Annotated in this window: 13 protein-coding genes; 9 read left to right on the top strand and 4 right to left on the bottom strand. The window is 69.7% G+C overall.

The window, feature by feature from the left end; all coding sequences use genetic code 11:
- Positions 1-87: 87 nt before the first annotated feature.
- Positions 88-864, bottom strand: a complete 777-nt coding sequence (locus GTY96_RS03205; protein ID WP_143898399.1) for a hypothetical protein — start codon at positions 862-864, stop codon at positions 88-90.
- A gap of 147 nt (positions 865-1,011) precedes the next feature.
- Here GTY96_RS03205 and GTY96_RS03210 point away from each other — a divergent pair, with 147 nt between their 5' ends.
- Entirely contained in the window at positions 1,012-1,503 is a 492-nt protein-coding gene (locus GTY96_RS03210) for a hypothetical protein (protein ID WP_143898401.1), read from the top strand.
- A gap of 70 nt (positions 1,504-1,573) precedes the next feature.
- Here the strand turns inward: GTY96_RS03210 and GTY96_RS37100 are convergent, their stop codons facing one another.
- Together GTY96_RS37100 and GTY96_RS37105 are read right to left on the bottom strand one after the other, a co-directional pair.
- Complete coding sequence (locus GTY96_RS37100) at positions 1,574-2,221, bottom strand: hypothetical protein (RefSeq protein WP_201755765.1); 648 nt, start codon at positions 2,219-2,221, stop codon at positions 1,574-1,576.
- The gene (locus GTY96_RS37105; RefSeq protein WP_201755766.1) at positions 2,218-4,182 is read right to left on the bottom strand and encodes an AHH domain-containing protein; all 1,965 of its coding nucleotides are present in this window, start codon (positions 4,180-4,182) and stop codon (positions 2,218-2,220) included. Before GTY96_RS37105 ends, GTY96_RS37100 begins: the two co-directional genes overlap by 4 nt.
- Before the next feature lie 233 nt (positions 4,183-4,415).
- On the opposite strand from GTY96_RS37105, the gene GTY96_RS03235 reads away from it, so the two are divergent.
- From GTY96_RS03235 to GTY96_RS03270, 8 genes are all read left to right on the top strand, one after another.
- Positions 4,416-5,510: a vWA domain-containing protein gene (locus tag GTY96_RS03235; protein WP_186001736.1), complete on the top strand. Its 1,095-nt coding sequence runs from the start codon at positions 4,416-4,418 to the stop codon at positions 5,508-5,510.
- Between the two features lie 95 nt (positions 5,511-5,605).
- The gene (locus GTY96_RS03240) at positions 5,606-6,643 is read left to right on the top strand and encodes a hypothetical protein (RefSeq protein WP_161663797.1); all 1,038 of its coding nucleotides are present in this window, start codon (positions 5,606-5,608) and stop codon (positions 6,641-6,643) included.
- Between the two features lie 209 nt (positions 6,644-6,852).
- The gene (gene nfi / locus GTY96_RS03245) at positions 6,853-7,569 is read left to right on the top strand and encodes a deoxyribonuclease V (RefSeq protein ID WP_143898404.1); all 717 of its coding nucleotides are present in this window, start codon (positions 6,853-6,855) and stop codon (positions 7,567-7,569) included.
- Complete coding sequence (locus GTY96_RS03250) at positions 7,566-7,781, top strand: DUF2905 domain-containing protein (RefSeq protein ID WP_143898406.1); 216 nt, start codon at positions 7,566-7,568, stop codon at positions 7,779-7,781. Before nfi ends, GTY96_RS03250 begins: the two co-directional genes overlap by 4 nt.
- 249 nt (positions 7,782-8,030) lie before the next feature.
- Positions 8,031-10,379 carry a GMC family oxidoreductase N-terminal domain-containing protein gene (locus GTY96_RS03255; RefSeq protein ID WP_161663798.1) on the top strand — a complete coding sequence of 783 codons (2,349 nt, stop codon included), beginning with the start codon at positions 8,031-8,033 and terminating at the stop codon, positions 10,377-10,379.
- A 101-nt stretch (positions 10,380-10,480) separates the two neighbouring features.
- Positions 10,481-10,996, top strand: coding sequence for a DUF2267 domain-containing protein (locus GTY96_RS03260; RefSeq protein ID WP_143898410.1), 516 nt, complete (start codon positions 10,481-10,483; stop codon positions 10,994-10,996).
- Positions 10,997-11,038: 42 nt separating this feature from the next.
- On the top strand, positions 11,039-11,296 hold the full coding sequence (locus GTY96_RS03265; RefSeq protein ID WP_143898412.1) for an acyl-CoA-binding protein: 258 nt from the start codon (positions 11,039-11,041) through the stop codon (positions 11,294-11,296).
- A gap of 5 nt (positions 11,297-11,301) precedes the next feature.
- Positions 11,302-12,471 (top strand): metallophosphoesterase, encoded by a 1,170-nt coding sequence (locus GTY96_RS03270; protein ID WP_161663799.1) that lies wholly within the window; start codon positions 11,302-11,304, stop codon positions 12,469-12,471.
- 12 nt (positions 12,472-12,483) lie between these two features.
- On the opposite strand, the gene GTY96_RS03275 is transcribed toward GTY96_RS03270, so the two are convergent.
- A complete protein-coding gene (locus GTY96_RS03275; protein ID WP_161663800.1) occupies positions 12,484-12,909 on the bottom strand; it encodes a hypothetical protein in 426 nt (141 codons plus the stop codon).
- Positions 12,910-12,928: the final 19 nt, after the last annotated feature.

Consider the following 12,928-nt stretch of genomic DNA (forward strand, 5'->3'; position numbering starts at 1 on the left):
CCGAAGAATGTCCGTCGTCGCCCCGGACGCTTGAGGCCTCGCGGTGCCGCTGGCGCCCCTGTCTCCAGGCACGCGACGGGACATGGCTCAGTCGTTGGTGAGCGCCAGGGCCAGGGTGCGCCTGTCGCGGTCCTGGAGGGCCGAGCCCTGCCGGTACAGGGTCCGGGTCGTCCAGCAGGCCTCTTCGTCGGTGAGCGCGCCCAGGTCCTGGAGGTTGTCGGCCAGCCGCTGTGCTTGCTCCGCGCCGATGCCGGAGTTGAGTTCGACGAAGGCCTGGGTCACGTCCTCCTCCGCGGACGTCCGGGGCTCGGGGGATTGCCGCAGTTCGGCCGCCAGCGAGCTGGCCACGATGTCACTGAAGCGCTGGAGGGACGCGTCGTCCATGCCGTTGACCAACCGGCCCAGCGACTCCTGCGGGAGATCGCCCCGGCCGACCGCGGCGCAGTCCATCGCTTCGGCTTTCTCCACCATGCGGGAGAGGAGCTCCATCCGCTGGACCAGCTGCTCGTCGGAGAGGCGGTTCAGCCCCGAGCGCGTCTTCAGCCGGATCTCCAACTCGCGCTCGTCTGGCTTCATCCCTGGCGTGGACTCGAACCAGTGGCGGATTTCAGGATGGGCCTTCGTGGCCAGGGCCCACGCCCGCAGATAGCGCTCCATGCCGGTGGCGGGCGTGCCCGAGGTCAGCGACTCCACCACGCGGTCGTAGCTCATGGGGCGCTGCTCGTACGCCCGCCAACCCAGACCTGACGCCAACCCCGCGACCACGACGCATGCCAGCGTGGCGTACCTTCCTGCCTTGAGCGTACGGGCCAGGAAGCCCGCGAGGGCCCCCGCCACACCGCCCACCAGACCGCTGATCAGCAAGCTCGACCCATCCATTCATCCCCCTCTGCGTTGATGCGTTGGCGCGAATGTAATGGATTGGCGCGGGGGCGGGAACGCGCTCACCGTGCCACCGGGCTTCTGGAGAGGACGGCTCCGATGTCAGCGCGCTCGGCTAGGGTGGCCACCATGAGCGACCGTGCGGACATCGTCATCCTGAAGGGCGGAAAGGTGGAGATCCATCATCACCGTTGGGGGGCGACCGCGCTCGTCGAGCTGTTCCAGGACGGGCCGGAAGCCGCCGTCATGGCCTGCCGTGACAATGGCTCCGTGCGCACGAAGCGCCTGGACGACCTGCTGGCGGGAGCAGTCCTCGACCTGGATCGGCGGACGTTGATCCTCGCCGGAAAGGCCGAGGTGATTTTCGCCGGGTCGGAGCTGAAGTGGCCAGAAGACGCGGTGCTTCAGAACCTGGCACCCCACTGGCCGGGATGGACGCTGGGCTATGAGCCTTCCTATGTGATTGAGCCGCTGGCGCTCTATGTGCGGGGGCTGGGCATTCCGCTGGCGTCGCTGAATGAGCCCCATGTGGTGGCCGGCTTGCTCGGGAAGCCTCGCTGGACGGCGTTGGCCTACCGGCTCGACGCGGTCAGCGGGGGCGGAGCCGCAGGAGGACGGTAGGCACCGCGGCGCCGCGGAGCCCACGCCGAGCGCGAGCACCTTCTGGCGTGGGCGCGGCGCTCTCCGAACCTCAGCGCTGGCGGCGCCACCACAGGCCCTTCAGTCCGGCCTGGATGCACGCCTGCCGTGCCTCCTCCGTGAAGCAGTAGAAGGCCAGCTCGGGGACGGCGAACACGGGAGGGAATCCGCCCGGCGGTGGGCGGAGCACGAGGGGGTTGGCCGCCTCATGTGCCAGCATGACCTCGCCAGACTCGTGGAAGGGGACGCCATGGACGAGCGTGCGCTCGCGGTCCAGGCAGTCGGTCTCCTCCAGCAGCTGCAGGATGACGAACTCCTCGTTCTTCAGCGAGGCATCCGTCACCGGGTACGAGGTCCGCTGCCGCGTGAACCGGTCGCGCACGAGGGGTTTGATGCGCTCCGCGTAGATGACCGTGGGGATGAGGCGGTGCCGGAACGGGCCCACCGCTTCGAGCACGCGCACCATGCGCCGGGAGAGCAGCAGCATCCCGAAGGGCGCGGTGAACACGTGGTCGAGCCGGGCCACGTTCTCCAGGTTGCCGACGAACTCGATGACCTGGGGCGCGCCCTGCTCGCGCTGGTAGTCGACGCGGGGCTCGTGGAACGTCGCGGCGTCGGAGCCTTCGAACTCGATGAGCACGGCGTCGAACTCCCCCTCGTCCTCGATGTGAGAGGTGTCGGCCGTCAATGCATACATCATGCGATGTTCGACTCCGCGGGAGAGGGCAGCTCCAGCATGGCCAGCTTGAGCCCCACGACGATGCCATCCTCTCGCAGTTCCTTGAGGACATCGATGGGCAGCGTGCCGGTCTCGATGGCCTTGCGAAGCTCATTTTCAACTTTCTGGATCGCGTCTTCGATGGCCTTGGGCGTCCAGCTGGCTTGAGGACCCTGCTTCAGCAGGGCCCGCTGGGCGGTATCCAACCGGGCGCTGACGTACTTGCTGTAGAGCGGATGCTGGCCCGAGTGACTGAGCTTCCCCTCCACGTTCTTCGCGAGGGGCATGTCGAGGATGTTCGTTCCCCGGTCAATCGTATACCCCTTGACCCGCTCCAGGGCCTCTCGGAGCAGCGGGTGTTGCTGGGCGATGGCGTCGGGGATGAGGTGGTGCATGACGTTGCCGGAGGAGATGCGCGCCGCCGCCGCGCTCCGTGCCGCCGTGCCCTGGGTCTTCTCCACCCAATCCAGGTAGTTCTTCCGGTAGCGGCTGTAGACGCTGATGCGATTCGTCTTGCCAGCCTTGAGCACGACCATCCCGTTCTCGGTCACGGTGAGGGCTCCGTACTCGTTGCCCAGGGCCTGCCCGTTCGGTCGGCGGATCCGGTAGGGCTGGGGGCCCTCGCTCAACTTCTCCAGCCGGTAGCCCGCGTCCTGGAGCTCCTTCTTGAAGGCGTTGAACTCCGGCGTGCCTTCCTTCGGGATGCGGCGCCCGACGAACTTCTGGAGCTTGTCCCAGTTCGGGAGCTCCTCCAGCAGCTTCTCCAACTCCGAGTCCCCGAGCGGGCGCTCCGTCAGGGGCGACTCGAAAGCGGCGTTGTTCTTGACGGCCTTCGGTACCAGGGGCGTTCCGAACTCCCAGAGATTCCACGGCAGGGCAAGGGGCGGGCCGGCTGTGATTGAACCGGGCTGGAACACGGGAACCGCCACGGACTGACCGCCCATGCTCATCATGGCGTAGCGGGGAGGGGTGATCTTCACGGCGCTGGCCAGCTTGAGCCCCTTGCCCATGTTGGACTTCACGCCCAGCAGCGCCAGCGCGGCCATGGCGATGCTCGTCAGCATCCGGAGGAAGGACTTGCTGGCTTCCTCGAGCTTTTCCCGCGAGCCATGGGCCTGCCAGGCCTGGGTGAGCCACCGCTCCGCGTGCTTCACGGCCTCCACTCCCGCGTCGAGGATCCCCTTCGCGCCGAAGGCCGCCAGCCCCAACTGGATGAGCGCGGCCGCGAGCTGGCCGACCCCCGTGGGTGTGGCCGCCAGCAAGGCGGACAGCGCCTCCGCGGTGAGGAAGGCCACGATGATTCCGGTGATCTCCAGCCAGTGCTCCCGGATGACATCGGCATACTCCTTGGCGACCTCTCCAAAGTACTGACCCGACTGCGTGACGGAGGTGACGATGTCCACCAGCGGTTGGGTGATCTGGCGCGCCTTGGCCAGCGCGCCACCGGTGAGGGAGCCGCTCGCCACGATGCCTTGGAGCTGGTTGGCGTACGCGATGCTGACCAGCCAGATGCGCTCCCCCGCGACCAGCTGAACGTCTCCGCGGACGCGCCGCACGCCCTTGCGGTCGCGCTCCGTGTTCACGTGGAGGATGACATTCTCGTAGAAGCGCAGGTCCCTCCCTGGCTCGATGCCCTGCCGGTAGATGCGCGCGGCGATGGGTTCCAGCCGGTCGCCCGGAAGGACCGGATGGAGCGTCGCCGTGGGTTCGGGCAGGTCGGTGGTGATGCGCAGGCGCTGCATATAGCCCCGCATCAGGTACTCGCCCGCCAGGGTCGCCACGTAGGTCCACCCGGGCGCCTGGGCATGGTCGTGGATGAGCGTCACCCGCGTTCCCGAGGGCAGGGGGGCGCGCGTCAGGCACTCCGAGCCTTGCATCTCCGCCGGGAGCGTCCGGAGGTTCGCGCCATCCCGATGATCGATGAACCCGAACTGGAGCGTCATGGTCCCCTCCGTTGGAGCGCACCCCGGAGGGGCGCTCGGGACGAACAGGATTCAACGACGCGGACGCGGAGTGAAGGACTGATGGAGTGGGTATGACAGGCCTTTCCTGGCCTCCGCGCCGGCCTGGGGCGGAATCCAGGCCCGGAGTGCCCCGGCGAGGCTCCGTCCATGTCAGACCCCACACGTATTGTTCTACCTGTCGCCGCAAGAAACGGACGAGGGGGAGCAACGCCATGGGGATGTCTGTGATTGATAATCGCGTCGAGGTCGTCTTCAGCTTTGACACCACGGGCAGCATGTACCCCTGCCTCGCGCAGGTGAGGAAGAAGCTGGGGAGCGCGGTGGCCCGGCTCGCGAAGGAGATCCCCGGCATCCGCATTGGCATCATCGCGCACGGGGACTACTGCGACGCGAAGTCCACCTACGTGACGAAGGCGCTGGACCTCACGGACGACGTGAAGGCGCTCACCCGCTTCGTGGAGAAGGTGGGGCAGACCGGGGGCGGAGACGCGCCCGAGTGCTACGAGCTGGTGTTGCACGAGGCGCGAAGCCTGTCCTGGACGGAGGGCTACACGAAGGCGTTGGTGCTCATCGGGGACGACGTGCCGCACCCGCCCCAGCACAACCCGAAGAAGCTGGACTGGCGCAAGGAGGTGGCCGCGCTCGGGGGCATGGGCGTGCCGGTGTATGGCGTGCAGGCGTTGAACCGCCGCCATGCGACGGCCTTCTACAAGGAGCTGGCGGAGAAGTCCGGCGGCTTCCACCTGAGCCTGGATCAGTTCGCGCACGTCACCGACATGCTGCTGGCCGTCTGCTACAAGCAGTCCTCGGACGCGCAGCTCCAGGCGTATGAAGCAGAGGTGTCGAACGAGGGCCGCATGAGCCGTGGCCTGAACGCCATGTTCAACACGATGCTCAAGCGCGCCACGTCCACGCTCTTCGGTGAGACGGACCTGCGGGCGGTGCCGCCAGGGCGCTTCCAGGTGCTGGAGGTGGACGAGGACAGCGCCATCAAGGAGTTCGTGACGGAGAACGGCCTGGGCTTCAGGACGGGTCGCGGTTTCTACGAATTCACGAAGACGGAAACCATTCAGGGCCGCAAGGAGGTGGTGCTGATGGACCGCAAGACGGGCGACCTCTACAGCGGTGAGCGGGCGCGGGAGATGCTGGGTCTGCCTCCGGGCGAGACGGTGCGCATCCGGCCCGCGAGCCTGGAGAAGTACGTCGTCTTCGTGCAGAGCACGTCCGCGAACCGGAAGCTACGGGGCGGTACGAAGTTCCTCTACGAGGTGGAGGACTGGGACGGGGCGCGCGGCGTGGCGGCGTGAGCGCGCTGCTCCGACCCCGCGGTGAGGCCAGCCCCTTGCGGCCCGGCGTATGACGCCACTACAAACACACGGTGATCAACCGAGGGGGTTTTTCCGTGTATCGAAAGAATGTCCTCAGCGCCGTGCTCGCGCTGGGGTTGCTGACCACGATGAGTGCCCAGGCCGAGGTGGTGTTCGCCCAGGCGAACTTCCTGCTCAACAAGAACCAGCTCTCCGCGGTGAACTACCGCGGCAAGGGGACGAACATCCCCGTGGGCGCGAAGGTCGAGGTCCTGAAGCGCGACGACGACGAAGTGCGCTGCAAGGTGGTGGACTCCGGCGCCGAGTTCCGGTTCGTGACCCACCGCAGCCTGGGCAAGCCCATCGCGGTGCTGTTCGCCGGCTTCTTCGCCAAGGATGACCCGGCCGCGCGCATCGCCGCCCTGTCACCGGAGGATCAGAAGCAGGTCCGGGCGGGTGAGCTGGCCCGTGGCATGTCGCGGGAGGCCGTGCTGCTCGCCCTCGGGCCGCCGCCGCCGCACCGGACGCCGTCGTACCAGAGCAACCGTTGGACGTACTGGAGCTCGAAGCTCTCCACGTTCGAGGTCGTCTTCGGTGAGGACGGCAAGGTCGCGTCGTTCAGCAACGAGCCCGTGGCCGCGCCCGCGCCCGCGCCCACTCCGGCGCCGGCGGAGAAGTTCTTCCACGCGACCGCGAACTTCCATTTCGAGGAGGGCACCGTGTCCTGGGTGAACTACCTCAAGGGCCCCATCCTGCCGTTCAACACGCGGGTGGAGGTGCTGGACAAGGGGTCGTCCAAGGTGAAGTTCAAGGTCGTGGATTCGGGGCAGGAGTTCGTGTTCGAGAACGACTCGCGCTCGGGCGCGGACACCTGGAAGCTGTTCCAGGCGGCGTTCGCCCCGGAGAACCAGGCCAGCAAGCTGGAGGCGCTGACGGCGGAGGACCGCAAGAAGGTCTCGGCGTCGGAGGTGGAGCCCGGCATGTCCCGCGCGGCCGTGCGCATGGCGTGGGGGCCGCCGCCGCCGCATGAGACGCCTTCGTTCGACTCCAGCACCTGGACCTACTGGAAGACCAAGCTGTCCAAGGTGCACGTGAAGTTCGGCAAGGACGACAAGGTCGCCTCCATCGAGTAGCGCGGGAGCGGATCCACGCTCCTTCGCACGAGGGCGTCCCGTTCGCAGGGACGCCCTCGTCGTTTCAGGTGGGGGCTCGCCGGGCCCGTGTCCGTCCGTGAACGCTGGAGGCAGGCCCGGGGGCCGGTGGTGGGCGGGCAGGGGGCGCGCGGCGCGGCGGTTGGACTCCGGCGGGTTCGTGCACAGTGTGGGGAGCATGGGAGGGCTGCATGGAGCCGCCGCGAGCACCCCACGCCTGGAACGTGACGCCCACGGAGGCGGTGGCGCTGCAGAAGCGCCTGCGCGAGCAGCTCATCCTCCAGCCGCCTCCAGGCCTGAAGGTCACGCGGCTGGCGGGCGCGGACATCTCCACGGAGAAGGGCAACGACACGGGCTATGGCGGCATGGTGGTGCTCGACGCGGCGACCCTGGAGCCGGTGGCCCGGGCGGTGGCCGCGGTGCCGCTGACGTTCCCCTACGTCCCGGGCCTGCTGTCGTTCCGCGAGCTGCCAGTGCTCGCGGCGGTCTGGGAGCGGCTCGCGCTCCGGCCTGACGTGCTCGTCTTCGACGGCCATGGCACCGCGCACCCGCGCCGGTTGGGCATCGCCTGCCACGGTGGGCTGCTCTTCGACACTCCGTCCATTGGCTGCGCCAAGTCGCTGCTCGTGGGCACGCCCGGGAAGCTCGCGGAGCGCCGGGGGGCCACCTCGCCCATCCTCCACAAGGGAGAGGTGGTGGGCATGGCGGTCCGCACGCGCACGGGCGTCAGCCCTGTGTATGTCTCTCCCGGTCACCGCATGGACCTGGACACCGCGGTGGAGTGGGTGCTGAAGGCGAGCCCGCGCTACCGCGAACCAGAGACGACGCGCCACGCGCACCGGCTGGTGAATGCCTTCCGCCGCGCGGGCGGCGAGGCGGCGGAGCTGGAAGGGGGGCACGCCGGATGAAGCCCATGGGGCTGATGCTCGTGGTGGCGGGCCTGGGGCTCGTGGTCGTGGGCCTCCTGGTGTGGGCCGGGGCCTTCACCTGGTTCGGCCGGCTGCCCGGAGACATCCGCGTCGAGAGCGGCAACACGCGCTTCTACGCTCCGCTCGTGTCCATGCTGGTCCTCTCCGTGCTGCTCAGCCTGGGTGCCTGGGTGCTGCGCCGGCTCTTCTAGGCGGATTTTCTCTCAAGGACGCGGGGGCTCGGCGTCTGTCCGGCAGAACCTGTCCCGTCGGGTAGGCCGTGGGCTGTCCAGGCGGACAGGAAGGGGCCTGTCCGGAGGGACAGGGGGAAGACACCGACCGGGCGGGGAGTGGATCCGCGCCGGTGAACCGCGCAGCATGCGGCCCCCACCCTGGCGGTACCGGCTGGGAATCCAGGCAACATCCGGAAGACGGCGGGGGGCAGTCCGCCAGGAGCGAGCATGCGCAGGTTGTCGTCCCCATGGAGCGAGCTGGCCTCTCACTACCCGGTGGTCGTCGTGGGTTCGGGCTATGGCGGGGGGATCTCCGCCAGCCGCCTGGCGCGCGCGGGACAGCAGGTCTGCGTGTTGGAGCGCGGCCGGGAATTGCATCCCGGTGAGATGCCGCGCACGCCCACGCAGGCCATGGCCGAGTTCCAGCTCCACTGTGCCCCGGGCCAGGGGGACCTGGACGTGGGCAGCCCCACCGGCCTCATCGAGGTGCACCGCAACGGCGACGTGTCCGTCATCGACGGCTGCGGTCTGGGCGGCACGTCGCTCATCAACGCGGGCGTGACGATGCGGCCGGATCCGCGCGTGTTCGAGGACCCGCGCTGGCCCGAGGCCCTGCGCGCCGACCTGCACGGACTCCTGGAAGATGGCTTCGCGCACGCGGAGACGATGCTGCGGCCCCTGCCGTACCCGGAGGACCACCCGCCCCTCCAGAAGCTCAAGACGTTCGGCATCTCCGCGGAGAAGCTGGGCGGACGGCTGACGCGGCCGCCGGTGGCGGTGACGTTCGAGGCGGGCGTCAACGCCGCGGGCGTACGGCAGCCGGCCTGTTCGCTGTGCGGCGACTGCGCCACGGGCTGCAACACGGGCGCGAAGAACACCGTCCTGATGAACTACCTGCCGGACGCCCACGCGCACGGGGCCCGCATCTTCACCGAGGTGGCGGTGCGCGCGGTGGTGCCGGACGGCGCGAAGTGGCGCATCTACTACCGCCCCCTCAACACCGGCCGCGAGCGCTTCGACGCGCCCGACGCGTGGCTCACCGCCGACCGGGTCATCCTGGCGGCGGGCACCATGGGCACCACCGAAATCCTCCTGCGCTCGCGCGAGCGGGGCCTGCCGGTGTCGGCGAAGCTGGGCCACCGCTTCAGCAGCAACGGCGACGTGTTGGCCTTTGGCTACAACCTGGACATGCCCGTCCACGGCGTGGGCCACGGTGAGCACGACCACGCGAAGCGGGACCCGGTGGGCCCCTGCATCGCGGGCGTCATCGACGCGCGCGACACCGCGCGGCTGAACGAGGGGATGATCATCGAGGAGGGCGTCATCCCCGGCGCGCTCGCCTCGCTGATGCCCGCGGCGCTCGCGGGGGCCGCGGCGATGGTGGGCGAGGACACCGACGAGGGCATCCTGGACTGGGTCCAGGAGCGGCTGCGCCAGGCGGACAGCCTGGTGCGCGGCCCGGACCACGGCGCGGTGGAGCACACGCAGACGCTGATGGTGATGTCCCACGACGAAGGGAAGGGCGAGCTGCGGCTGGAGGGCGACCGCGTGCGCCTGCACTGGCCGGATGCCGGACGCGACCCCCAGCTCACCCGCATCGAGGAGCGCCTGCGCCGGGCCACCGCCGCGCTGGGCGGCACCTTCGTGCGCTACCCGCTCTGGTCGGAAGCCTTTGGCAAGGAGCTGCTGTGCACGCACCCGCTGGGCGGCTGTGTCATGGCGGAGCGGGCGGAGGACGGCGTGGTGGACCATGAAGGGCGCGTCTTCTCCGGTGCCTCCGGCCGCGCGGTGCATGAGGGGCTGTACGTGTCCGACGGCTCGGTGGTGCCGCGCTCGCTGGGCATCAACCCGCTGCTCACCATCTCCGCCGTCGCCGAGCGGGCGTGCGCCCTGATGGCGCGGCGCCATGGCTGGACCATCGACTACGCGCCGCTGCCGGAGGCGGACGCCCGTCCGGCCCCCGGGCCCGTGGGGGTTCGCTTCACGGAGACGATGCACGGCTTCGTCTCTGGCGACGTGGACGCCCCGCACCTCGAGGCCGGAGACCCCGAGCGCGACGACGCCACGCCCCTGCGCTTCATCCTCACCGTGACGGCGGAGGACCTGGACGCGACGCTGCGCGATGCTCGCCACCCGCTGAAGCTGATGGGGACGGTGACGGCGCCCGTGCTGTCTTCACATCCGCTGGTGGTGACGCGCGGCGAGCTGCGTCTGATGACACGCGAGCACGCGCGGCCCGGCGGCCAGCGGATGGAGTACCTGCTGCACCTGCTCAGCGAGTCCGGTGAGCCGTACTACCTGGAGGGCTACAAGGACCTCTACGACGACCCGGGCCCGGACCTGTGGAAGGACACCACCACGCTGCTCGTCTCCCTGCACCGAGGGGACGGGCCCGACGCGCCGTGCATCGGCCGGGGCTTCCTGCGGCTGACGGCGGAGGAGTTCGCCCGGCAGCTCACCACCCTGCGCGTGCTCAATGCCCGGGACGGCGGGCAGCGGTTGGAGGCGCTGGGCCGCTTCGGCGGCTTCTTCTTCGGCGCCCTCTGGGACACCTACGTCCGGCGCGTGGCCGCCTAGCAGCCGGGCGGCCGGCGGACAGTGCAGCAGGCCGCGCTCGCGTGCCCTCCGGGGCGGGCATGGTCACCCTGTTTCCCACCGGGACCGATAGGGAGGACCCCATGGCTGAAGACCGTGATCCGCAGCGCCGCTCGGGCGCGCCCCAGGACGAGGAGCGTGCGGAGGAGCGGCGCGAGCTGTCCATCGAGGAGCGGCGTGCGCGGCGCAGTGCGATGCGAGCAAGTCAGACGTATGCCCGCTTCATCGACCACCTCTGCGAACGGGGAGGCATGTCTCCCAGTGTCGCCCAGCAGGCGGCTGTCTCCGTCCTCTGCGGGCTGGAGCAGCGGCTGCACGCGGAGGAGTCCCACGATTTGGAGGCGCAGCTGCCGCGCAAGCTGACGGAGCTGTTGCATCGCTGTGAGCGCCACGACGCCGAGCCGCGCCCGGAGACGTTCGGCCGAGACGAGCTGCTCAGCCAGGTGGGGGAAGACCTCGCCCTGCACCCGGACGCGGTGGAGCCGGTGGTGCGGGCGGTGCTGGACGCCGTCCGTCACCAAATCAGCGAAGGCGAAGCCGAGGACGTGAGCGCCCATCTGCCGCAGGACATCCGCCATCTTTGGCTGCCGACGATGTGAGGCCGGCTGTTAAGGTCTCCGGCGCACCCTGCCGGAGACCCCATGGCCCTCGATGATGACTTCAGCGCCGCCCAGACCCGGGTGAAGACGCTGTCCAAGGCACCCTCGAACGACACGCTGCTGGAGCTGTATTCCCTCTTCAAGCAGGGCACCGAAGGGGACGTGCAGGGCAAGCGCCCCGGCATGCTCGATGTCAAGGGCCGCGCGAAGTACGACGCGTGGGCCGGCCGCAAAGGGCTGGCGAAGGACGCCGCGAAGCAGCAGTACGTGGCGCTCGTGGCCCGGCTCCTGCGCGGCTAGTCCCCATGCCCCGCTGGCTCAGCATGGCGTTGTTCCTCGTACCGGTCACCACGCTGTTGCTGGTGGCCAACGTCTACCTGTACCGCCGCCTCGTGCGGGATGTGAGCACGAGCGTGGCGGTGCGCCGCGCGGGGTTCGTGCTCTTCGCCGGGGGCTTCATCGGCTCCCTGGGGGCGCGGCTCCTGGGCGCGAGGCTGGACACGGAGGCGGCGCGGGCGACGGGCCTCCTGCTGCTCATCTGGATGGGGCTGGTGCTCTACCTGCTCCTGTTCACCCTGGTGCTGGACGTAGGCCGGCGCGTCGTCACCCGCGTGCGCAAGGCCCCGGAGCCGCCGTCACCCGCGCGCCGGGCCTTCCTCGCGCGCGGCGTGGCGGCCGGCGCCACGGTGGCGGGCGCGGCGGTGAGCACCTACGGCACCTGGCGTGCGTTCCATCCCCCGGAGGTGCTCGACATCCCGGTGCGGCTGCCCCGGCTGCCCAAGGCCCTGGAGGGCTTCACGCTGGTGCAGCTCTCCGACATCCACATTGGCGGGGTGTTGCAGCGCCGCTTCGTGGACGAGATGGTGGCGCGCGTCAACGCGCTCAAGCCGGACCTCATCGCCGTGACGGGGGACCTGGTGGACGGCTCCGTGCCGGAGCTGGGGCGCTACGTGGCCGGCTTCGGCGCGCTCAAGGCCCGGCACGGCGCGTACTTCATCACCGGCAACCACGACTACTACTCGGGTGTGGACGCATGGGTGGCGTTCGTCCAGGGGCTGGGCATCACCGTGCTGCGCAACCGCGCCGTCTCCATTGGCGATGCGGGCGCGTCCTTCGACCTGCTCGGCGTGGACGACTGGAGCGCGTGGAAGCTGGGCGAGCCCGGCTACGACCTGGACGCGGCGATGCGCGGACTGCGGCCGGATCGCGCATCGGTGCTGCTGGCGCACCAGCCGTCCAACTTCGACGAGGTCGCCCGCCGCGACGTGGGGCTCCAGATCTCCGGGCACACGCACGGCGGTCAGATGTTCCCCGGCAACCTGCTGGGAGACCTCGTCTGGGGCGAACAGAACGCGGGCCTGAGCCGGATGGGCAACAGCCACATCTACGTCAGCCGCGGCTGCGGCTTCGTGGGGCCGCCCATGCGCGTCGCCGCGCCCCCTGAAATCGCCCGCATCATCCTGCTGCCGGGCTGAGCGAGACAGGCGTCACGGCTTGCGAGGAGCTCCGTCCGACGGAGGCTCCGCCTCGAGCGGGATTCCCGGACCGGGCCGGGGGCGGCCGTACAGCAGTCCCGAGGCGATGCGCAGCGGCGCGGCCCATGGCGGCTCGTCCCGCACCCGCACGTCCTCGCCGCCAACGCGCGCCACCATCCCGTCCGGTGCCACCACGGAGAAGCGCAGGGACCGGCCCAGCGCCGTGCGCAGCGCGGCCATGGTCGTCTCGTCCTCCTCGGAGAACCCGAGGGGCCCCTCCGGATGGCTGTGGGCCACCTCCACCAGCGAGTCTCGCAGACTCCAGATGGCCTCCCACCGGGCGCGGGAGTCAGGCAGCGCCACGGGGTCGTCGAACGAGTCGCCCCACAGCACCACGTCTTCCGGCCCGATGAGCAGACACACCTCACGCGTCGACATGTTCCTCTCCCTTTCGCGG

Origin of the sequence: Corallococcus silvisoli (genome assembly GCF_009909145.1) — a bacterium.
Classification (GTDB): Bacteria; Myxococcota; Myxococcia; order Myxococcales; family Myxococcaceae; genus Corallococcus; species Corallococcus silvisoli.

Bases quoted from the DNA above. Each gene is read 5' to 3' on its own strand.
- GTY96_RS03210 (WP_143898401.1), top strand. From the start codon at position 1,012: ATGAGCGACCGTGCGGACATCGTCATCCTGAAGGGCGGAAAGGTGGAG.
- GTY96_RS37100 (WP_201755765.1), bottom strand. From the start codon at position 2,221: ATGATGTATGCATTGACGGCCGACACCTCTCACATCGAGGACGAGGGG.
- GTY96_RS37105 (WP_201755766.1), bottom strand. From the start codon at position 4,182: ATGACGCTCCAGTTCGGGTTCATCGATCATCGGGATGGCGCGAACCTC.
- GTY96_RS03235 (WP_186001736.1), top strand. From the start codon at position 4,416: ATGGGGATGTCTGTGATTGATAATCGCGTCGAGGTCGTCTTCAGCTTT.
- nfi (WP_143898404.1), top strand. From the start codon at position 6,853: ATGGAGCCGCCGCGAGCACCCCACGCCTGGAACGTGACGCCCACGGAG.
- GTY96_RS03250 (WP_143898406.1), top strand. From the start codon at position 7,566: ATGAAGCCCATGGGGCTGATGCTCGTGGTGGCGGGCCTGGGGCTCGTG.
- GTY96_RS03255 (WP_161663798.1), top strand. From the start codon at position 8,031: ATGCGCAGGTTGTCGTCCCCATGGAGCGAGCTGGCCTCTCACTACCCG.
- GTY96_RS03260 (WP_143898410.1), top strand. From the start codon at position 10,481: ATGGCTGAAGACCGTGATCCGCAGCGCCGCTCGGGCGCGCCCCAGGAC.
- GTY96_RS03265 (WP_143898412.1), top strand. From the start codon at position 11,039: ATGGCCCTCGATGATGACTTCAGCGCCGCCCAGACCCGGGTGAAGACG.
- GTY96_RS03270 (WP_161663799.1), top strand. From the start codon at position 11,302: ATGCCCCGCTGGCTCAGCATGGCGTTGTTCCTCGTACCGGTCACCACG.
- GTY96_RS03275 (WP_161663800.1), bottom strand. From the start codon at position 12,909: ATGTCGACGCGTGAGGTGTGTCTGCTCATCGGGCCGGAAGACGTGGTG.